Raw genomic sequence first — 19809 nt, 5'->3', positions numbered from 1 at the left:
CGGCCCTGCGCGGGCCGGGGCATGAGCATGTCTGGCGCGTGATGCTGACGCATCCCTGGCGGCCGGGAGGAACTGCCTGGCCCCGCCGCCGACCGCCAAGGATATGGCGTCCACGATAGGGCAGGCGCGAGCGGAAGTCACCCGCTACGGGTGCTTGCATTGCATGCAGATGTAGTCTCGCCCGGTGCGCGTCCGCGCCCCGGTGTCGACGCCAGGTCGCCCTTAGATGCTGGCTTGGGCCAGCTGCTCCGCCAGGATCCTCACGATCCGTTCCGCCGCCTTCCCATCCCACAGCGAGGGCCTGCGTCCGCGCTTGCCCTCGCCGCGCAGCACGCCCCGGGCCGCGGCGATGACGTTCTCGGGCTGGGTGCCGGCGAGGATGTTGCTGCCCTCGTCCACGGTGATCGGGCGTTCGGTGTTCTCACGCATCGTCACACATGGCACGCCGAGCGCCGTGGTTTCCTCCTGCAGGCCGCCGCTGTCGGTCAGCACCAGGGCCGCGTCCTTCCAGAGGTGCAGGAAGGACATATAGGCCTGCGGGCCCAGCAGCGTGATGTTGGGACCGAGATCGATGCCATGCTTCTCGATGTTGGCGCGGGTGCGCGGATGCACCGGGAAGACGACGGGCAGCTCGGCCGCCACCGCGCGCAGCACCTGGGCGACGCGCTGCAGCGCTTCGGGGCTGTCCACGTTGCTCGGGCGGTGCAGGGTGACGACGCAGTAGCGCCCGGCGGCGGCGAGCGCCGCGCGCTTGATGGCATCGCTCTCCAGCCCCGAGGTGTCCGTGGTTTCGAGTTTCGCGGCCTGGTAGAGCACGTTGTCCACCATCACATGGCCGACGTCGAACACGGCGCTCATGTCCTTGCCTTCGCGCTGCAGGTGCGCGCTGCCGCTGGGCTCGGTGACGAAGAACCAGTCGGAGATCGAGTCCGTCACCAGGCGGTTGATCTCCTCGGGCATGCTCATGTCGCCGCTGCGCAGGCCGGCCTCGACATGCGCCACCGGGATGCCCGCCTTCTTGGCGACGATGGAGCAGGCCAGCGTGGAGTTCACATCGCCGACCACCAGGCAGGCGGCAGGCTTCTCGGTCGCGCACAGGGCTTCATAGGCCTGCATGATCTTGCCGGTCTGCTCGGCGTGGCTGCCGCCGCCGCAGCCCAGGCGTACATCGGGCGCGGGGATGCCCAGCTCATCGAAAAACACCTCGTTCATGTCGCGGTCGTAATGCTGACCGGTGTGTACGATCTTCCAGGCCAGCCGTCCGTCGGCCTGCAGCGCGCGCACGATGGGCGCGATCTTCATGAAGTTGGGGCGGGCGCCGGCGACGAGGTGGATGCAGGGCTTGGTCATGGGCGGGCAGTGAATGGCCGGCGCGGCGCCAGCGGGTGGGCAGGGCTAGCGGGCCATTCTAGGTGGGGGCACCGGCCGCGCCGCGGGCGTTTGAGCGCGCAGGAGGGCTCTGTCCCTGAACTGGGGGGAGGGCTGTTGCTGATGTGCCGGAGCGTCATCCGCCTGGGGGAGAATAGGCGCCTGTTGCCGGCGGCGCGCGTACCTGCGTGCCCCGGCTTGCGGCGCAGGGCCGACTGATTGCAGATTGGGAGATCGTGTGAAGGTACTCGTCACCGGCGCGGCCGGCTTCATCGGCATGCATGTCAGCCAGCTGCTGCTGGCCCGCGGAGACCAGGTGCTGGGCCTGGACAATCTGAACGACTACTACGATCCGCAGCTCAAGCGCGACCGCCTGGCGCGGTTGACGGGCCGGCCGGGCTTCGAGTTCCTGCAGCTGGACGTGGCCGACCGCGCCGGCATGGAACGGCTGTTCAAGGCGCAACAGTTCGACCGCGTGGTGCACCTGGCCGCCCAGGCCGGCGTGCGCTATTCGCTGGAGAACCCGCATGCCTACATCGACAGCAATGTCGTCGGCTTCACCAACATCCTGGAAGGCTGCCGCCACAGCGGCGTGCAGCACCTGGTTTATGCCTCCAGCTCCAGCGTCTATGGCGGCAATACCCTGATGCCCTTCTCCGAGCATCACGGCGTGGACCATCCGGTCAGCCTCTATGCCGCCACCAAGAAGGCCAATGAGCTGATGGCCCATACCTACAGCCATCTGTTCGGCCTGCCCACCACGGGCCTGCGCTTCTTCACGGTCTACGGCCCCTGGGGCCGGCCCGACATGGCGCTGTTCCTGTTCACCAAGGCCATCCTGGAGGGGCGGCCCATCAACGTGTTCAATCACGGCAGGATGGTGCGCGACTTCACCTATATCGACGATATCGCCGAGGGTGTGGTGCGGGTGTTGGATCGGCCGGCCGAGGCCGACGCCGGCTACGACCCCATCCAGGCCGATCCGGCGCGTTCCAGCGCGCCCTATCGCCTGTTCAATATCGGCAACCACAGCCCGACGCCGCTGATGGACTTCATCGAGGCGATCGAGCGGGCCGTGGGGCGCGAGGCGCAGAAGAACTTCATGCCGCTGCAGGACGGCGACGTGCCGGCCACCCATGCCGACGTGGAGGAGCTTGCCGCCTGGACGGGCTTCCGTCCGGCCATGCCGGTGACCGAGGGCATCGGACGGTTCGTGGCCTGGTATCGCGAATATTTCAAAGTCTGAGCGCAGAATGTCGTTCTTCGTCCCGGGTGGACGGCATCAGAGAAGAACGCAGCAATGAAAGTCACTGCCATCGGGACCGGCTATGTGGGCCTGGTCACCGGCGCCTGCCTGGCCGAGATGGGCAACCATGTGGTTTGCCTGGACGTGAATCCGGAGAAGATCCGCATCCTCAATGAGGGCGAGATCCCGATCCACGAGCCGGGCCTGCTGGAACTGGTGCGGCGCAACGTGGCGGCCGGCCGCCTGCAGTTCACCACCGATGTGGACCAGGCGGTCCAGCACGGCACCATCCTCTTCATCGGCGTGGGCACGCCGCCCGACGAGGACGGTTCGGCCGATCTGCAATATGTGCTGGCCGCGGCGCGCTCGATCGGCGCGCGCATGACCGATTACAAGGTCATCGTCGACAAGAGCACGGTGCCGGTGGGCACGGCCGACAAGGTGCGCGAGACCATCGCCGGGGAACTGGCCCGGCGCGGTCTGCAGATGAACTACGCCGTGGTGTCCAACCCCGAGTTCCTGAAGGAGGGCGCGGCGGTCGACGACTTCATGAAGCCCGACCGCATCATCGTCGGCTCGGACGACGAGCAGGCCACCCTGCTGATGCGCGCCCTCTATGCGCCCTTCACGCGCAATCACGACCGCATGATGGTGATGGACGTGCGCAGCGCCGAGTTCACCAAGTACGCGGCCAATGCGATGCTGGCCACGCGCATCAGCTTCATGAACGAGCTGGCCTTGCTGGCCGAGAAGGTGGGCGCGGACATCGAGCTGGTGCGCCGCGGCATCGGCAGCGACCCGCGCATCGGCTACCAGTTCCTCTACGCCGGCGCCGGCTACGGCGGCTCCTGCTTCCCCAAGGACGTGAAGGCCCTGGTGCGCACCGGGCGCGAGCAGGGGCAGGAACTGCTGGTGCTGGACGCCGTGGAGGCCGCCAACGAGCGCCAGAAGCATGTGCTGGTGGACAAGCTGGTGGCGCGCTTCGGTACCGACCTGAGCGGCCGCCGCTTCGCGCTCTGGGGCCTGGCCTTCAAGCCGAATACCGACGATATGCGCGAGGCGCCGGCCCTGGTCGTCATCGACGAACTGCTGAAGCGTGGCGCAGAAGTAGCGGCCTACGACCCGGTGGCGATGGACGAGGCGCGGCGCCTGCTGCAGGGCCGGCCTGGCCTGCATTTCTGCGAACGGGCCGATGACGCCCTGGCCGGGGCCGACGCGCTGGTGATCGTCACCGAGTGGAAGGAGTTCCGCACGCCGGACTTCGATCGCATCAAGTCCTCGCTGAAGACGCCCCTGGTGTTCGACGGCCGCAATCTCTACGAGCCGGCGCTGATGAAGACGCTGGGGATCGAGTATCACGGCATTGGCCGGTGACGGCCCCTGAAGGGGGCGGCACCGGCCGCCCGGCGGAGCCGGATCGGCGGCGGTCCACGCCGGACTACGCCGGACTATGCCGGCGCTTGGCTCGCGATCAGCCGGCCTGCGCGGCGACGAACTCGGCGTAGGCGGACCGCAGGCCCTGGCGCAGCGGCGTGCTGGCGCGCCAGCCGGCGCGCGTCAGCAGGCCCACGTCCATCAGCTTGCGCGGCGTGCCGTCGGGCTTGCTGCGGTCGTACTCGATGCGGCCGTCGAAGCCCGTGACCTCGCCCACCAGCTGGGCCAGCTCGGCGATCGTCACGTCCTCGCCCACGCCCACGTTCACCAGCGGCGGCTCGAAACGGCTGCTGACGCTTTCGTCGCTGCCCAGCAGGGCGCCATAGCGCTCGTCGTCCAGGCGCATCAGGAACACGCAGGCATCGGCCATGTCGTCGCTGTAGAGGAACTCGCGGCGCGGCGTGCCGCTGCCCCATACGACGACGCTGGCGTCGCCGCGCTGCTTGGCCTCGTGGAACTTGCGCAGCAGGGCCGGGATCACATGGCTGTTCTGCGGGTGGTAGTTGTCGCCGGGGCCGTAGAGATTGGTGGGCATGGCCGCCAGGTAGCGGGTGCCGTACTGGCGGTTGTAGCTCCAGCACATCTCGATGCCGGCGATCTTGGCCAGCGCGTAGGGGCGGTTCGTGGGTTCCAGCGGACCGGTCAGCAGGCTGTCCTCGCGCATCGGCTGCGGCGCCAGCTTCGGGTAGATGCAGCTCGAGCCCAGGAACATCAGGCGCTTGACGCCGCTCAGGTGGGCGGCGTGGATGACGTTGGTCTGGATCGCCAGGTTGTCGCGGATGAACTCGGCCGGATAGCTGTTGTTGGCGACGATGCCACCGACCTTGGCCGCGGCCAGGAACACATAGTCCGGTTTCTCGGCGGCAAAGAAGGCGCGGGTGGCGGCCTCGTCGGTGAGATCGAGCTCGGCGTGGGTGCGGGTCAGCAGATTGCTGAAGCCGGCCGCGCGCAGATTGCGCACGATGGCCGAGCCCACCAGGCCGCGATGCCCCGCCACATAAATGCGTGATTCGCTGTGCATGGCGCTCACTCGTTGTAGTCGTAGGCCTGGAAACCGGCCATCTTCACGAGGCTGTCGCGGCGCGCGGCCGTGTAGTCGGCCTCGACCATCTCCTTGACCAGCTCGGGCAGGGTGATCCTGGGCGCCCAGCCCAGCTTGGCCTTGGCCTTGCTCGGGTCGCCCAGCAGGGTTTCCACCTCGGTGGGGCGGTAGTAGCGGGGATCAACGCGCACGATCACGTCGCCCACCTTGCACTTGGCCTTGTCGCCGCTGACAGCCGCCACCGTGCCCACCTCGGCCTCGCCCTCGCCGCTGAAGGCGATGGTGATGCCCAGCTCCTTGGCCGCGAACTCGACGAACTGGCGCACGCTGTACTGCACGCCGGTGGCGATCACGAAGTCCTCGGGCTGGTCCTGCTGCAGCATCAGCCACTGCATCTCGACATAGTCCTTGGCATGGCCCCAGTCGCGCAGCGCGCTCATATTGCCCAGGTACAGGCAGTCCTGCAGGCCCAGCGCGATGCGCGCGATGGCGCGGGTGATCTTGCGGGTCACGAAGGTCTCGCCGCGCAGCGGGCTCTCGTGGTTGAACAGCACGCCGTTGCAGGCGTACATGCCATAGGCCTCGCGGTAGTTGACCGTGATCCAGTAGGCGTACATCTTGGCCACCGCGTAGGGGCTGCGCGGGTAGAAGGGCGTGGTCTCCTTCTGCGGGATCTCCTGCACCAGGCCATACAGCTCGCTGGTGCTGGCCTGGTAGAAGCGGGTCTTCTTCTCCAGGCCCAGGATGCGGATGGCTTCCAGGATGCGCAGGGTGCCGATGCCGTCGGCATTCGCGGTGTACTCCGGCGTCTCGAAGCTGACGGCCACATGGCTCATCGCCGCGAGGTTGTAGATCTCGTCGGGCTGGACCTGCTGGATGATGCGGATCAGGTTCGTGCTGTCGGTCAGGTCGCCGTAGTGCAGCTTGAAGCGCTGGTTGTCGACATGCGGGTCCTGGTACAGGTGGTCGATGCGGTCGGTGTTGAACAGCGACGAGCGGCGCTTGATGCCGTGGACTTCGTAGCCCTTGCTGAGCAGCAGTTCGGACAGGTAGGCGCCGTCCTGGCCGGTGACGCCGGTGATGAGTGCAACTTTGCTCATGGAAGCTCCTGAGTGTTCGGATAGGGAAAAGCGGAAATGGAAAAGACCGGTCAGAAATGCCGGGCGGCCGCCAGCAGCGGCGCCTGGGCATCCTTGTCCGCCAGCAGCGGCGCGATGCCAAGCTCCGGCCAGGCGATGCCGATGGCGGGATCGTCCCAGCGCAACGAGCCTTCGGCCTGGGGCGCGTAGTAGTCGGTGGTCTTGTAGAGGAAATCGGCCGACTCCGACAGCACCAGGAAGCCATGGGCAAAGCCGGGCGGGATCCAGAGCTGGCGATGGTTGTCGGCGCTCAGTTCCACGCCGGCCCAGCGGCCGAAGTTGGGGCTGGACCCGCGCAGGTCCACGGCTACATCGAAAACCGCACCAGCCACGCAGCGCACCAGCTTGCCCTGGGCATGCGGCGGCAGCTGGAAATGCAGGCCGCGCAGCACGCCGCGCGCCGAGCGCGAATGGTTGTCCTGCACGAAGGGCAGGTGGTTGCCGGTGGCCTCGTTGAAGGCCTTCTCGTTCCAGCTTTCGGTGAAGAAGCCGCGGGCGTCGCCAAACACGCGGGGTTCGACAATCAGGACTTCCGGCAGGGCGGTGGGGGTGATCTTCATGCAGTGCCCGCCCGGCCGCCCGAAGGGCACTGGGCGCCCCCTCGGGGGGCAGTGAACGGAGTGAGTGTGGAGGCGGCCATATCAGAAAACGCGCTCGTTGAGCAGCTTCATCAGGTACTGGCCGTAGCCGTTCTTCAGCATCGGCTGGGCCAGGCGTTCCAGCTGGGCCGCATCGATCCAGCCCGAGCGGAAGGCAATCTCCTCGGGGCAGGCGACCTTCAGGCCCTGGCGCTTCTCCAAGGTGGCGATGAACTGGCCGGCCTCCAGCAGGCTGTCATGCGTGCCCGTGTCCAGCCAGGCGTAGCCGCGCCCCATGATCTCGACCTGCAACTGGTTCTGGCGCAGGTACTGGGCGTTGACGTCGGTGATCTCCAGTTCGCCGCGCGGGCTGGGCTTGATGGCGGCGGCAATGTCGCAGACCCGTTCGTCGTAGAAGTACAGGCCGGTGACCGCGTAATTGCTCTTCGGGGCCTTGGGCTTTTCCTCGATCGACAGGGCCTGCTGCCGCTGGTCGAACTCCACCACGCCATAGCGCTCGGGGTCGTGCACGTGGTAGGCGAACACGCTGGCGCCGCTGGTGCGCGCGGTGGCGTTGTTCAGCAGGCCCTGGAAGTCGTGGCCGTAGAAGATGTTGTCGCCCAGCACCAGGGCACTGGGCGCGCCGCCGATGAAATCCTTGCCGAGGATGAAGGCCTGGGCCAGGCCGTCGGGACTGGGCTGCACGCAGTAGCTGATGTTGAGGCCCCAGCGGCTGCCGTCGCCCAGCAGGCCCTGGAAGCGCGGCGTGTCCTGCGGCGTGCTGATCAGCAGGATGTCGCGCATGCCCGCCAGCATCAGGGTGCTGAGCGGGTAATAGACCATGGGCTTGTCATAGACCGGCAGCAGCTGCTTGCTCATCGCCAGGGTGGCCGGGTGCAGCCGGGTGCCGGATCCGCCGGCCAGGATGATGCCCTTGCGCTGCTGCTTGTTTGTCGTTGTCGTCATCAGAGGATCTCCATCAGCATGCGGTCCACGCCCCGCTGCCAATGCGGCAGGGTCAGGCCGAAAACGCGCTGCAGCTTGTCGGTGGCAAGACGCGAATTCGGCGGCCGGCGGGCCGGGGTGGGGTAGTCGCTGGTCGGGATGGCCAGCACTTGGTCGGCGGCGACCTTGATCGGCGTGCCGCGGGCACGCGCAAACTCGATCACATGCCGGGCATAGGCATGCCAGCTGGTCGCGCCGGAAGCTACCGCGTGGTAGACGCCCGACAGCGCAGGGTTGGCCCGGGTGGCGCGGATCATGTGCGCACTCAGATCGGCCAGCAGATCGGCGCCGGTGGGCGCCCCGATCTGGTCGGCGATCACCTTCAGCTGTTCGCGCTCGGCGGCGAGACGCAGCATGGTCTTGGCGAAATTGCCGCCGCGCGCCGCGTAGACCCAGCTGGTGCGCAGGATCAGATGGGCGCAGCCGCTGGCACGGATGGCGTGCTCGCCGGCCAGCTTGCTGGCACCGTAGACGCTTAAGGGGCCGGTGGCGGCATCCTCGGAGCGCGCTGCGTCGCCGCTGCCGTCGAACACATAGTCGCTGCTGTAATGCACCAGCAGGGCGCCCAGGGCCTTGGCTTCCAGGGCCAGCCGGGCCGGCGCATGGGCATTGATCTGCTGGGCCAGTGCGGGCTCGCTCTCGGCCTTGTCGACCGCGGTATAGGCGGCCGCATTGACGATCACCTGGGGCGCGTGGCTGCGCACGGCGGCCGTCAGCGCATCGTTGTCGCCCAGGTCGCCGCCCTCGTGGCGGTCCAGCGCCACCAGTTCACCCAGCGGGGCGAGGGCGCGCTGCAGCTCCCAGCCCAGCTGGCCGTTCTTGCCCAGCAGCAGGATCTTCATGCGCGCGCTCACTGCCCGTACTGCTTGCTGAGCCACTCGCGATAGGCGCCGCTTTGCACGCGCGCGACCCAGTCCGGATGATCCAGATACCACTGCACGGTCTTGCGGATGCCGGTTTCGAAGGTCTCGGCCGGCCTCCAGCCCAGTTCGCGCTCGATCTTGCGTGCATCGATCGCATAGCGGCGGTCGTGGCCGGGGCGATCCGTCACGTAGGTGATCAGGCGGCTGTAGGGGCCGGTCGGATCGGGACTCAGCTCGTCGAGCAGGGCGCACACCGTCCTGACGATGTCGATATTGGCCTTCTCGTTCCAGCCCCCGATGTTGTAGGTCTCGCCCAGGGTGCCGCCGGCCAGCACGGCACGGATGCCGCTGCAATGGTCGGTGACATAGAGCCAGTCGCGGATCTGCTGCCCGTCGCCGTAGACCGGCAGGGGCTTGCCCGCCAGCGCGTTGACGATCATCAAGGGGATCAGCTTCTCGGGGAAGTGATAGGGCCCGTAGTTATTCGAGCAGTTGGTGGTGAGGACCGGCAGGCCGTAGGTGTGGTGCCAGGCGCGCACCAGATGGTCGCTGGCGGCCTTGCTGGCCGAGTAGGGGCTGTTGGGCTCGTAGGGGTTGGTCTCGGCAAAGGGCGGATCCTCGGCCTTCAGCGTGCCGTAGACCTCGTCGGTGGAGACATGATGGAAGCGGAAGGCCGCCTTGGCCTCGCCCTCCAGCGTGCTCCAGTAGGCGCGTGCCGCCTCCAGCAGGGTGAAAGTGCCTTCCACATTGGTGCGCATGAAGGCGCCGGGCCCGCTGATCGAGCGGTCCACATGGCTTTCGGCAGCGAAATGCAGCAGCGCGCGCGGCCGGTGCTCGGCCAGCAGACGGTCGAGCAGCGCTCGATCGCAGATGTCGCCCTGCACGAACAGATGGCGGGCATCGCCCTCCAGCGAGGCCAGGTTTTCCAGATTGCCGGCATAGGTGAGGACGTCGAGGTTGACAACCTTTTCATCGGATTGCCGGAGCCAGTCCAGCACGAAGTTGCTGCCGATGAAGCCGGCGCCGCCGGTGACGAGAATGGTCATGTCTTGCTTTCTTGCTTTCTTGCTCTTTTGCGTTCTTGTGCTGCCGCTTACTTGCGCCCATAGGTGTCTTCGAAGCGCACGATGTCGTCCTCGCCCAGGTAGGAACCGGACTGCACCTCGATGATCTCCAGCGGCAGCTTGCCGGGGTTGGCCAGGCGATGGGTGGTTCCCAGCGGGATGTAGGTGCTCTGGTTCTCGGTCAGCAGGATGACCTTGTCGCCATTGGTGACCTCGGCCGTGCCGGACACCACGATCCAGTGCTCGGCACGGTGGTGATGCATCTGCAGGCTCAAGGTGGCGCCGGGCTTGACCATGATGCGCTTGACCTGGAAGCGCGGACCGTTGTCGATGCTGTCGTACCAGCCCCAGGGCCGGTGCACCTTGCGGTGCAGGTTGTGCTCGCCGCGCTGGCAGCTGTCCAGGTGCTGGACGATCTTCTTGACGTCCTGGCTCTTGCTGCGGTCGGCCACCAGCACGGCATCGGCCGTCTCGACGACGACCACGTCGTCCAGCCCCACCACCGACACCAGGCGGCTGGTGGCGTGCACCAGGGTGTTGCGGCTGTCGCTGACGATGGCGTCGCCGCGACTGGCATTGCCCGCCTCGTCCTTGGCTGCCACCTGCCAGACCGCTTCCCAGGCGCCGAGGTCGTTCCAGCCCGCATCCAGCGGCACCATGGCCAGCGCGATATCACTGCCCGGGCAGTGCTCCATCACCGCATAGTCGACCGACTCGCTGGGCACCGCGGCGAACTCGGCCTTGCCCGGGCGCACGAACTTGGCGTCCGTCGTGCGCGCGGCGAAGGCGGTGCGCGTGGCCGCCAGGATGTCGGGGCGGAAGCGTTCCAGGGCCTGGATCCAGGTGCTGGCGCGCAGCACGAACATGCCGCTGTTCCAGTAGTAGCCGCCCTCGCGCAGATAGCCCTCGGCGGTGGCGAGGTCGGGCTTCTCGACGAAGCGCGCGACGGCCAGGCCGGCCGCGACGGTTTCGGCGCGGATGTAGCCGTAGCCGGTCTCGGGGCGATCGGGAGTGATGCCCAGGATCACGATGGCGCCATCGGCGGCCTCGCGCACCGCCTGCTGCAGCGCGCTGGCGAAGGCGGCCGGCTGGGTAACGGTCTGGTCGGCTGGCGTCACCACCAGCACAGGATCCTGGCCTCCACCATTGGCGCCCTCCAGCGCCTGCAGCGCGGCCAGGGTCAGGGCGGGGGCGGTGTTGCGGCCGAGCGGCTCCAGCAGCACGGCGCTGGGCTCGATGCGGGTTTCGCGCAACTGGTCCAGCACCAGAAAACGGTGCTCCTCGTTGCCGACGATCAGCGGGCCGGCCTGGCTCAGGTCCGGCGCGGCCAGGCCGGCCAGGCGCTGGGCGGCCTGCTGGAACAGGCTGCTATTGCCCTCCAGCACGAGAAATTGCTTGGGATAGCCCGCGCGCGACAGCGGCCACAGCCGCGTGCCGCTGCCGCCGGCCATGATGACGGGTTGGATCTGGATGTTGTTGTTGCTCATGCTTCATATCCCCGGGGATTCAGGTTCTGCCAGCGCCAGCTGTCCGCGCACATGCGGGCCAGGTCGTGGCGGGCCTGCCAGCCCAGCCGCTCCTTGGCCAGGGCGGCGTCGGCCCAGCAGGCGGCCGCGTCGCCGGGGCGGCGCGGCGCGATGCGGTAGGGGATGGGGCGACCGCTGGCCTGCTCGTAGGCGCGTACCAGGTCCAGCACGCTATAGCCGCGACCGGTGCCCAGATTGGCGGTGATCGAGCTCTGCCCTTCCAAGAGAAAGCGCAGCGCGGCGACATGGCCATCGGCCAAGTCCATCACATGGATGTAGTCGCGCACGCCGGTGCCGTCGGGCGTGCCGTAATCGTCGCCGAAGACCTGCAGTTCGGCGCGGCGTCCCACCGCGACCTGGGCCACATAGGGCATCAGGTTGTTGGGGATGCCGCGTGGGTCTTCGCCGATCAGGCCGCTCTCGTGCGCGCCGACCGGGTTGAAGTAGCGCAGCGCCGCGGTTTGCCAGAGCGGCTCTGCCGCACCCAGATCGCGCAGGATGGTTTCGCCCATCAGCTTGGTGGCGCCATAGGGGTTCACGGCGGCCAGCGGGGCGTCTTCGCGCAGCGGCAGGCTCTCGGGTGTCGGCGCGCCGTAGACGGTGGCGCTGGAGCTGAACACGATGCGATGGCAGCCATGCCGACGCATGGTCTCGCAGGTGTTGACCAGGCCGCCGAGATTGTTGCGGTAGTAGGCCAGCGGCATCGCGGTGGACTCCCCCACCGCCTTGAAGGCCGCGAAGTGCACGACGGCGGCCGGCCCGTGGGCGGCGAACACCGCCTCCATCGCCGCGGCGTCGCCGACGTCGGCGCGCACGAACACCGGCGCACGGCCGCTCAGGCGCTGCAGGCGCTGCAGCACCTCGGGCGAGCTGTTGGAAAAGTCGTCAACGCCCACCACCTCGAAGCCGGCCGCTTGCAGGGCCAGCCAGGTGTGCGAGGCGATGTAGCCGGTGGCACCGGTCAGCAGGATCTTGTCGCTCATTGTTCGGCGAGTCTTCAGCGCAGCGTCAGCTGCCCATAGCAGCCATAGCTGTTGGCGCTGTAAGGGGTGGACAGGAAGGACTGGCCGGTGCGCTTGTCGTGATTGATCTGGCAGCCGATCAGGCCGTTGCGGGTGACCATCCAGCGTGCGCCCAGGCTCAGCGCGGTGCTCTTGTCGTGGCCGTCGACGCTGCTGCCGCCGAAACTGTTGCTGAGCTCCCGGTCGTAGTAGCTGAGGCCGGCATCCAACAGGACCTTGCCGGTCAACTCGTAGGTGCTGTTGATCTGCAGGCTGTTGGTGATGCGGCTGTAGTCGCTGGAGACACCGCCGATGCTGCCCAGGCTGAAGAAGGAGGTCTCGTCGCCGGTGTCGCGCATCAGGGTGCTGTTGATCAACAGCTTGGCCGTGGGCTTCCAGCGCCAGCTGATGCTGCCGGTGCCGCCGGAGAAATCGCGCGAGGAGGCCTGATCGCTGTCGCGCTTGCCGACGCTCAGTCGGGCCGTCACGGTGCTGGCGTCGCTGGGTGTCCAGATGGCGTTCAGGTCCACATCGCGGCGCGTGTACTTGTCGGCCTGGTGGCTGCCGTTGACAAGGCGGAAATGCGGGTACTCGCCCTTGCTATAGCGCCCCGCGATGCCCAGGCTCAGCAATGCGCTGGGTCGGTAGGTCAGACCCAGCGAGAAGGTGTCCTGCTGATAGTCGTAGGCATCGTACTCGCTGGCCGAGTAGTTGCGACGGCGGTGCGTCAGCGAGCCATCCAGCGACAGCAGCGAGACCAGGCCATAGCGCACCGAGGCGCGCGCCTGGTCGGTCTGCTCGATGTTCTTCTTGGTGATGGAGGGCGCATCGCCGGGGTTGAACTGGGCCAGGCTGCGATTCGAGTTGACGCTCAACTGGCCCGACAGGCGGCCGACGGTTTCCCAGTCCAGACCGGCATTCAGCGCATAGCCGTTGTTGCGCAGCGAGCGGTTGTTCTCGTAGTGGTTGGAGCGCAACGAGGCGTCGCCGAACAGGCGCTGGCGACCCAGGCGCTGGTCCAGGCCGGCCAGCAGCGTGGCGGTCGTGACATTGTCGCTGTTGCGCGGCTGGGTCCCACCGGTGCGGTAGATATTGGACACATGGGTGACTCCCAGCGACCCGCCCAGGTAATAAGGGCTTTGCTGCGCGATGGCGGCGGAGCCGGTCAGGGCCAGAATCAGCGGGGCAAGACGATGAGTAGCTCGGGCCATATCTATCCACTCCTTGTGTTCTTGGTGTATGTCTGCTCAATAGGCATGACGGTCGAAGACCATCAGGCGCACGGTGCGCACGATGATCTGCAGATCCAGGCCCAGCGACCAATTGCGCAGATACTCGAGATCGTATTCGACACGGGCCTTCATCTTGTCGATCGTGTCGGTCTCACCGCGCAGTCCATTCACCTGGGCCCAGCCGGTGATGCCCGGCTTGACCTTGTGGCGGACCATATAGGCCTTGATCAGTTGTCGGTATTCCTCGTTGTGCGCCACCGCATGGGGGCGCGGGCCAACGATGCTCATGCGGCCCTGCAGCACGTTGATGAACTGAGGCAGCTCGTCCAGCGAGGTGCGTCGGATGAAAGCGCCGAATTTGGTGATGCGCGGATCGTCCTTGGTGGCCTGCTTGACGACGGAGCCATTGTCCATCGCGCGCATCGAGCGGAACTTGTAAACGATGATCTCTTCCCCATCCAAGCCGTTACGGCGCTGCTTGAAGATGATGGGGCCGGGCGAGCTGAGCTTCACGCCGATGGCCACCGCCAGCAGGATGGGCGAGATCAGCACCAGGATCAGGCTGGCCAACACGATGTCGCTGATGCGCTTGACCAACTCGTTGGTGCCGGTGAACGGGGTTTCGCAGATGCCCACGACCGGCACGCCGTTCATGTCCTGCAGGCGGCCCTGGATGATGGAGATGCCGAACACATCGGGCACGAAGAACAGCGAGGCGGTCGTGCCCTGCAGTTGTTCCTGCAGCCGCAGAATGCGCGGCTGCGAACCCAGCGGCAGGGTGATGTAGACCTCGCGCACGCCATGGCGGCGCACATGGTCGCTGACGTCGGCCAGGCTGCCCAGCACCCGTCCCTGCGCGTCGGCATGCAGGCGGTCGCCCTGGCGGTCGTCGAAGTAGCCCAGGAAGTCGCTGCCCTGGTCCGCACTGTCGCGCAGCGCGCGTGCCACCTTGGCGCCCAGCGGGCCCGCGCCGACGATCACCGCACTGCGGCGTGCGTGCGGCTGGGCCGCACGCCAGCGCCGCACGCGCCGGCCGATCTCGATGGCCACCATCTGCAGCATGGGCGTGATGCCGGCCCACCACAGCAACACGCCGTTCTCGAAGTAGCCCATGCTGTTGGTCGCATAGCCGCACAGCGCCAGGATGATCAGCAGGGTGATCCAGGATCCGAGCACATCGACCACGGCGCTGACCGGATGGTCGGCGAAGCGATTGCGGCCAGGGAAGGTCAGTGCGAAGACCAGCAGGCACAGTGTCAGCGACGAGCGCAGCACCGGTTCGTCGAAGGCCTGGCTGACGCCGAGATAGCTCAGCACGATGATGCCGGGCTCCAGGAAGGCGGCGATCAAGGACTCGACCGATTGCGGCGCGCTGTAGAAAGTTCTCTTGTAACTGCGATCCTCGAACATTGTCCTGACGCTCCTCAGCGTTTGCATGGGGTTTCGCGGGCTGCGTTTCCCGCCAACTCACGCGCCGACTCCAACCTCTCTCCTCGCCGGTGGTCGAACATGAGATTCTCTCTCAATTGAACCAGCTCCCGGCCGCTCACGCCCCCTAATTCGCTGGAGGTTGTAAGCGCTGCCTACAATCCCGCCATGCTTCAAGAATGGTCTGCTCTTCTGGCTCCTGCCGTACAGGATCGCCTCTGTCTGTTGCTTAACCATGTCATCGGACGTGAGGCCGTGGCTAGCGCGCGACTGGCTCCCTATGCGGGGCGCGCCATCACGGTGCACCTGCGGGGCTGGCCGGCGCTGCTGCCTCCGGCCCCCGACCTGGTGCTCGGCATCACGCGTGCCGGGCTGCTGGAGCGGCTCGACGTGCCGCCGCCGGACAGCCTGCGCATCGAACTCGACGCCAGCAACCCGGCCTTGCTGGCCCTGGGTGCGCTGACCGGCGAAAAGCCGCAGGTCGCGGTGCAGGGCGATGCCGCGTTGGCCGGCGAGCTGAGCTGGCTGATGGACAACCTGCGCTGGGACATCGAGGACGACCTGGCTCAGCTGGTCGGCGCGGCGCCGGCGCACCAGTTGGCACGCTGGGGGCGCGCCGCGGCGCGCGCGCTGGCGGCGCTGGCCAAGGGCGCAGCCGGCCTGATGCCCGGGCAGCGCGGGGACGCATGAGGTATTTCGCGCGCCTGCTGGTCATCGGCTGGACCCTGTTTCGTTTCGGTCTCGACGACCTGGCACTGTCGGGGTTTCGTCAACGCCGCGTACGCCTGCTGCGGCGCCTGACCTCGGTCGGCCGCAGCTGGGAGCAGCCGCGCGGCATGCGCCTGCGCCTGGCGCTGGAGCGGCTGGGGCCGATCTTCGTCAAGTTCGGCCAGGTGCTGTCCACCCGGCGCGACCTGCTGCCGGCCGACATCATCGATGAGCTGTCGCGGCTGCAGGACCGCGTGCCGCCGTTCCCCGCGGCGCAGTCGCGCGCCCTGGTCGAGCGGGCCTTCGGCAAGCCGGTCGAGCAGCTGTTCGCCAGCTTCGAGGCCGAGCCGGTGGCCAGCGCCTCGATCGCCCAGGTGCATTTCGCCGTGCTGCACGATGGCCGCGAGGTGGCGGTCAAGGTGCTGCGCCCCGGCATGCTGGACATCATCGAGGACGATCTGGCCCTGCTGCGCACGCTGGCGGGCTGGGTGGAGCGACTCTCGGCCGATGGCCGGCGCCTGAAGCCGCGCGAGGTGGTGGCGGAGTTCGACACCTATCTGCACGACGAACTGGACCTGGTGCGCGAGGCGGCCAACGCGGCCCAGCTGCGTCGCAATATGGATGGCCTCGATTTGGTGCTGGTGCCGGAGATGCACTGGGAGCTGTGCACCAGCGAGGTGATCGTGATGGAGCGCATGTCCGGCGTGCCGATTTCGCAGCTGCAGCGCCTGCGGGATGCCGGTGTCGACATCAGGAAATTGGCGCGCGACGGGGTTACCATTTTTTTCACTCAGGTGTTCCGCGACGGCTTCTTTCACGCCGACATGCACCCCGGCAACATCCAGGTCAGTCTGGCGCCGGCGACCTTCGGTCGCTATGTGGCGCTGGACTTCGGCATCATCGGCACGCTGACCGAGACCGACAAGGAATACCTGGCGCAGAACTTCATCGCCTTCTTCCAGCGCGACTACAAGCGCGTGGCCGAGCTGCATATCGCCTCCGGCTGGGTGCCGCCCGAGACCCGGGTGGACGAGCTGGAGAGCGCGGTGCGTGCCGTCTGCGAGCCGCATTTCGACCGGCCGCTGAAGGACATCTCGCTGGGCCAGGTGCTGATGCGCCTGTTCCAGACCTCGCGCCGCTTCAATGTCGAGATCCAGCCCCAGCTGGTGCTGCTGCAGAAAACCCTCCTGAACATCGAGGGTCTGGGCCGGCAATTGGACCCGGAGCTGGACCTCTGGGCCACGGCCAAGCCCTTCCTCGAACGCTGGATGAACGAGCAGGTGGGCTGGCGTGCCTTCGTCAACCAGCTGAAGAAGGAGGCGCCGCGCTATGCCCAGCTCTTCCCCGAGCTGCCGCGCCTGCTGCACGATACGTTGAAGCGCCACGCCGCGCCGCACGAGGCGCGCGCGCTGGCGGCGCTGATCCAGGAGCAGCGCCGCACGAACCGTCTGTTGCAGGCCTTGCTCTATGGTGCGATCGGCTTCACGCTGGGGCTGGTGGCGGCCCACTTCTTGCTGCGTTTTGCCTTGACATAGGCGGTGCCAGGGCCGCCCCGCGCATTTGGGGATAATGCGCCCCGCCCGAATTCCTGCCGACCGACCCCTCTAGCGCCCCGAGGATCGCTGCCATGCTCCTGACCCTGGTCTTCGCCTACCTGCTCGTCACCATCGCCATCGGCCTGTGGGCCGCCAAGCGGGTCAAGAACACGGCGGACTTCGCCATCGCCGGCCGCCATCTGCCGCTGGTGATGATCGTCACCACGACCTTCGCCACCTGGTTCGGCTCCGAGACGGTGCTGGGCATCCCCGCCAAATTCGTGCAGAGCGGGCTGAACGGCGTGGTGGAGGACCCCTTCGGCGCCGGCTCCTGCCTGATCCTGGTGGGCCTGTTCTTCGCGGCCAAGCTCTACAAGATGACCCTGCTGACCATCAGCGACTACTACCGCGAGCGCTATGGCCGCGTGGTCGAGGTGGTGTGCAGCTTCATCATCATCCTGTCCTATCTGGGCTGGGTGTCGGCGCAGGTGACGGCCCTGGGCCTGGTGTTCAACCTGTTGTCGGGCGGCGCGATCAGCATCCCGCTGGGCATGATCCTCGGCACCGCCTCGATCCTGGCCTACACCCTGTTCGGCGGCATGTGGTCGGTGGCGGTGACCGACTTCATCCAGATGATCATCCTGGTGGTGGGCCTGACCATCATTGCGATGTTCGCGGCCGACATGGCCGGCGGCGCCGACAAGGTGATCGATCTGGCCACCAGCAAGGATCTGTTCAAGTTCCTGCCCGAGCCCAGCTTCCACGACATCGTGTTCTTCCTCGCCGCGGCCATCACGATGATGCTGGGCTCGATCCCGCAGCAGGACGTGTTCCAGCGCGTGATGTCGGCCAAGGACATGAAGGCCGCCACGCGCGGCCCGGTGATCGGCGGCATCTGCTACATCCTGTTCGCCTTCGTGCCGATGTTCATCGTCGTCAGCGCGCTGATCATCATGCCGGAGCAGGCCCAGGGCCTGATCGGCGAGGACCCGCAGAAGGTGATTCCCACACTGGTGATGGACAAGATGCCCTTCATCATGCAGGTGATCTTCTTCGGCGCGCTGCTCTCGGCCCTGAAGTCCACCGCTTCGGCCACCTTGCTGGCGCCGTCGGTGACCTTTGTCGAGAACATCTGGCGCCAGTTCTTTCCGCGTGTTTCCGACAAGCAGGAGCTGCGCACCATGCGCATCGCGGTGCTGATCTTCTCGGTCTGCGTCTGCGCCTATGCGATCGCCCTGCAGGGCACGCCGATCTACGAGATGGTGTCGGCCGCCTACCAGGTGACCCTGGTCGGCGCCTTCGTGCCCCTGGTGTTCGGTCTCTATTGGCGGCGTGCCACGACGCAGGGCGCGATCTTCACGATCGTGCTGGGCATCCTCACCTGGGTGCTGTTCATGGTGACGCCGGCCGGCGAGCAGTTCCCGGCCCAACTGGCCGGCTTCCTGGCCGGCGTGGCGGGCATGCTGGTCGGTTCGCTGGGGCCGCAGGCCATCGGGAACGTGCAGGGTTCGCACCACCGCTTGGCCGGCGGCGCGCCCCAAAAGGCCTGATCCGGCGCAGCCCCTATAATTTCGCCTTTTTAATCAACGGTTTAGTTAGACGACCATGCCCATCTATGCCTACCGCTGCGGCGCCTGCGGCCATGCCAAGGACGTGCTGCAGAAGCTCTCCGACGCGCCGCTGAGCACCTGCCCCGCCTGCGGTGCCGAATCCTTCAGCAAGCAGCTCACCGCGGCCGGCTTCCAGCTCAAGGGTTCGGGCTGGTACGCCACCGACTTCAAGGGCGGTGCAAGCTCGTCCGCCGCCGCTACGGCGCCCGCGGCCGCTGCGGCCGACAGTGGCAGCAGCGCCGACTCCGCGGGCGGCGGCACGGCCTCCGCCCCGGCGTCCTGCGGCGGTTCCTGCGCCTGCCACTGATAAGGACCTTGTGAAGAAGTACATCATCACCGGTCTGCTGGTCTGGCTTCCGCTGGCGATCACCATCTGGGTGCTGCTGTGGGTGCTGGGCATTATCGACGGCGTGTTCGCCTCGCTGCTGAGCGCGCTGCAGGCCGTCTCGCCGACCTCGGCGCACGACAGCATCGAGGGCCTGCGCCATGTGCCGGGCCTGGGCCTGGTGATCCTGGTCGGCGCGCTGCTGCTGACCGGCGTGTTCGTGGCCAATATCTTCGGCCAATGGTGGCTGAAGCAGTGGCATCGGCTGATGTCCAACATCCCGATCGTCAAGAGCATCTACAGCTCGGTCAAGCAGGTCTCGGACACCCTGTTCTCCAGCAGCGGCAATGCCTTCCGCGAGGCGGTGCTGGTGCAGTACCCGCGCGAGGGCAGCTGGACCATCGCCTTCGTCACCGGCCGGCCCACCGGCGAGGTGGCGCTGGCGCTGGGCGGCGAGCATGTCAGCCTGTACGTGCCGACCACGCCCAACCCCACCTCGGGCTTCTTCCTGATGATGCCGCGCGAGAGCGTGCGTCCCCTGGCGATGAGCGTCGACGAGGCGCTCAAGCACATCATCTCGATGGGCGTGGTGGCGCCGAATGCGCCCGCGCCGGTCCTGGCGCCGGACAATCGAAATAGGCCGGGTTGAGCGCCGTCAGCACGCGCTCAACCCTGAGGGCGGTCCAGCCTGACAGCGCTTTCCTC

General features: G+C 67.1%; 18 protein-coding genes. 7 read left to right on the top strand and 11 right to left on the bottom strand.

The window, feature by feature from the left end; genetic code table 11:
• Positions 1-222: 222 nt before the first annotated feature.
• A complete protein-coding gene (gene wecB / locus AC07OQ_RS10330) occupies positions 223-1350 on the bottom strand; it encodes a non-hydrolyzing UDP-N-acetylglucosamine 2-epimerase (RefSeq protein ID WP_495053034.1) in 1128 nt (375 codons plus the stop codon).
• Between the two features lie 256 nt (positions 1351-1606).
• Between wecB and AC07OQ_RS10325 the strand changes: the two genes are divergently transcribed.
• On the top strand, positions 1607-2614 hold the full coding sequence (locus tag AC07OQ_RS10325; RefSeq protein ID WP_495053033.1) for an NAD-dependent epimerase: 1008 nt from the start codon (positions 1607-1609) through the stop codon (positions 2612-2614).
• A 54-nt stretch (positions 2615-2668) separates the two neighbouring features.
• Positions 2669-3988, top strand: coding sequence for a UDP-glucose dehydrogenase family protein (locus AC07OQ_RS10320; protein WP_495053032.1), 1320 nt, complete (start codon positions 2669-2671; stop codon positions 3986-3988).
• Positions 3989-4085: 97 nt separating this feature from the next.
• Here the strand turns inward: AC07OQ_RS10320 and AC07OQ_RS10315 are convergent, their stop codons facing one another.
• From AC07OQ_RS10315 to AC07OQ_RS10270, 10 genes are all read right to left on the bottom strand, one after another.
• A complete protein-coding gene (locus AC07OQ_RS10315; RefSeq protein WP_495053031.1) occupies positions 4086-5069 on the bottom strand; it encodes a GDP-L-fucose synthase family protein in 984 nt (327 codons plus the stop codon).
• 5 nt (positions 5070-5074) lie between these two features.
• A complete protein-coding gene (gmd, locus tag AC07OQ_RS10310; RefSeq protein ID WP_495053030.1) occupies positions 5075-6190 on the bottom strand; it encodes a GDP-mannose 4,6-dehydratase in 1116 nt (371 codons plus the stop codon).
• Positions 6191-6240: 50 nt separating this feature from the next.
• Positions 6241-6789, bottom strand: coding sequence for a dTDP-4-dehydrorhamnose 3,5-epimerase (rfbC, locus tag AC07OQ_RS10305; protein WP_495053029.1), 549 nt, complete (start codon positions 6787-6789; stop codon positions 6241-6243).
• An 81-nt stretch (positions 6790-6870) separates the two neighbouring features.
• The gene (gene rfbA / locus AC07OQ_RS10300) at positions 6871-7773 is read right to left on the bottom strand and encodes a glucose-1-phosphate thymidylyltransferase RfbA (protein ID WP_495053028.1); all 903 of its coding nucleotides are present in this window, start codon (positions 7771-7773) and stop codon (positions 6871-6873) included.
• Complete coding sequence (gene rfbD / locus AC07OQ_RS10295; RefSeq protein WP_495053027.1) at positions 7773-8654, bottom strand: dTDP-4-dehydrorhamnose reductase; 882 nt, start codon at positions 8652-8654, stop codon at positions 7773-7775. The genes rfbA and rfbD overlap by 1 nt, the downstream gene beginning before the upstream one ends.
• Before the next feature lie 8 nt (positions 8655-8662).
• Positions 8663-9721 (bottom strand): dTDP-glucose 4,6-dehydratase, encoded by a 1059-nt coding sequence (gene rfbB, locus AC07OQ_RS10290; RefSeq protein ID WP_495053026.1) that lies wholly within the window; start codon positions 9719-9721, stop codon positions 8663-8665.
• 47 nt (positions 9722-9768) lie between these two features.
• On the bottom strand, positions 9769-11226 hold the full coding sequence (locus AC07OQ_RS10285; protein ID WP_495053025.1) for a mannose-1-phosphate guanylyltransferase/mannose-6-phosphate isomerase: 1458 nt from the start codon (positions 11224-11226) through the stop codon (positions 9769-9771).
• A complete protein-coding gene (gene galE, locus AC07OQ_RS10280) occupies positions 11223-12248 on the bottom strand; it encodes a UDP-glucose 4-epimerase GalE (protein ID WP_495053024.1) in 1026 nt (341 codons plus the stop codon). The genes AC07OQ_RS10285 and galE overlap by 4 nt, the downstream gene beginning before the upstream one ends.
• A 14-nt stretch (positions 12249-12262) precedes the next feature.
• Positions 12263-13477, bottom strand: coding sequence for an MtrB/PioB family outer membrane beta-barrel protein (locus AC07OQ_RS10275; RefSeq protein WP_495053023.1), 1215 nt, complete (start codon positions 13475-13477; stop codon positions 12263-12265).
• Between the two features lie 36 nt (positions 13478-13513).
• Positions 13514-14908 (bottom strand): undecaprenyl-phosphate glucose phosphotransferase, encoded by a 1395-nt coding sequence (locus AC07OQ_RS10270; protein WP_495053022.1) that lies wholly within the window; start codon positions 14906-14908, stop codon positions 13514-13516.
• A gap of 273 nt (positions 14909-15181) precedes the next feature.
• Between AC07OQ_RS10270 and AC07OQ_RS10265 the strand changes: the two genes are divergently transcribed.
• The 5 genes from AC07OQ_RS10265 to AC07OQ_RS10245 all read left to right on the top strand — a co-directional run bounded on the left by AC07OQ_RS10265 (position 15182) and on the right by AC07OQ_RS10245 (position 19753).
• Positions 15182-15616 carry a hypothetical protein gene (locus AC07OQ_RS10265; RefSeq protein WP_495053021.1) on the top strand — a complete coding sequence of 145 codons (435 nt, stop codon included), beginning with the start codon at positions 15182-15184 and terminating at the stop codon, positions 15614-15616.
• Entirely contained in the window at positions 15613-17169 is a 1557-nt protein-coding gene (gene ubiB / locus AC07OQ_RS10260) for a ubiquinone biosynthesis regulatory protein kinase UbiB (protein ID WP_495053020.1), read from the top strand. The genes AC07OQ_RS10265 and ubiB overlap by 4 nt, the downstream gene beginning before the upstream one ends.
• Before the next feature lie 92 nt (positions 17170-17261).
• Positions 17262-18719, top strand: coding sequence for a high affinity choline transporter 1 (locus AC07OQ_RS10255; protein WP_495053019.1), 1458 nt, complete (start codon positions 17262-17264; stop codon positions 18717-18719).
• A 55-nt stretch (positions 18720-18774) separates the two neighbouring features.
• Positions 18775-19086: an FmdB family zinc ribbon protein gene (locus tag AC07OQ_RS10250; protein WP_495053018.1), complete on the top strand. Its 312-nt coding sequence runs from the start codon at positions 18775-18777 to the stop codon at positions 19084-19086.
• Between the two features lie 10 nt (positions 19087-19096).
• On the top strand, positions 19097-19753 hold the full coding sequence (locus AC07OQ_RS10245) for a DUF502 domain-containing protein (protein WP_495053017.1): 657 nt from the start codon (positions 19097-19099) through the stop codon (positions 19751-19753).
• Positions 19754-19809 lie beyond the last annotated feature (56 nt).

Source organism: Roseateles sp. GW821-FHT09B06, from assembly GCF_059418245.1.
This window is presented reverse-complemented; position numbering and strand designations above follow the sequence as displayed.

What these genes read in the sequence shown, in the direction of transcription:
- wecB (WP_495053034.1), bottom strand. Translation starts at nt 1,350, where the DNA reads ATGACCAAGCCCTGCATCCACCTCGTCGCCGGCGCCCGCCCCAACTTC.
- AC07OQ_RS10320 (WP_495053032.1), top strand. Translation starts at nt 2,669, where the DNA reads ATGAAAGTCACTGCCATCGGGACCGGCTATGTGGGCCTGGTCACCGGC.
- AC07OQ_RS10315 (WP_495053031.1), bottom strand. Translation starts at nt 5,069, where the DNA reads ATGCACAGCGAATCACGCATTTATGTGGCGGGGCATCGCGGCCTGGTG.
- gmd (WP_495053030.1), bottom strand. Translation starts at nt 6,190, where the DNA reads ATGAGCAAAGTTGCACTCATCACCGGCGTCACCGGCCAGGACGGCGCC.
- rfbC (WP_495053029.1), bottom strand. Translation starts at nt 6,789, where the DNA reads ATGAAGATCACCCCCACCGCCCTGCCGGAAGTCCTGATTGTCGAACCC.
- rfbA (WP_495053028.1), bottom strand. Translation starts at nt 7,773, where the DNA reads ATGACGACAACGACAAACAAGCAGCAGCGCAAGGGCATCATCCTGGCC.
- rfbD (WP_495053027.1), bottom strand. Translation starts at nt 8,654, where the DNA reads ATGAAGATCCTGCTGCTGGGCAAGAACGGCCAGCTGGGCTGGGAGCTG.
- rfbB (WP_495053026.1), bottom strand. Translation starts at nt 9,721, where the DNA reads ATGACCATTCTCGTCACCGGCGGCGCCGGCTTCATCGGCAGCAACTTC.
- AC07OQ_RS10285 (WP_495053025.1), bottom strand. Translation starts at nt 11,226, where the DNA reads ATGAGCAACAACAACATCCAGATCCAACCCGTCATCATGGCCGGCGGC.
- galE (WP_495053024.1), bottom strand. Translation starts at nt 12,248, where the DNA reads ATGAGCGACAAGATCCTGCTGACCGGTGCCACCGGCTACATCGCCTCG.
- AC07OQ_RS10275 (WP_495053023.1), bottom strand. Translation starts at nt 13,477, where the DNA reads ATGGCCCGAGCTACTCATCGTCTTGCCCCGCTGATTCTGGCCCTGACC.
- AC07OQ_RS10270 (WP_495053022.1), bottom strand. Translation starts at nt 14,908, where the DNA reads ATGTTCGAGGATCGCAGTTACAAGAGAACTTTCTACAGCGCGCCGCAA.
- ubiB (WP_495053020.1), top strand. Translation starts at nt 15,613, where the DNA reads ATGAGGTATTTCGCGCGCCTGCTGGTCATCGGCTGGACCCTGTTTCGT.
- AC07OQ_RS10255 (WP_495053019.1), top strand. Translation starts at nt 17,262, where the DNA reads ATGCTCCTGACCCTGGTCTTCGCCTACCTGCTCGTCACCATCGCCATC.
- AC07OQ_RS10250 (WP_495053018.1), top strand. Translation starts at nt 18,775, where the DNA reads ATGCCCATCTATGCCTACCGCTGCGGCGCCTGCGGCCATGCCAAGGAC.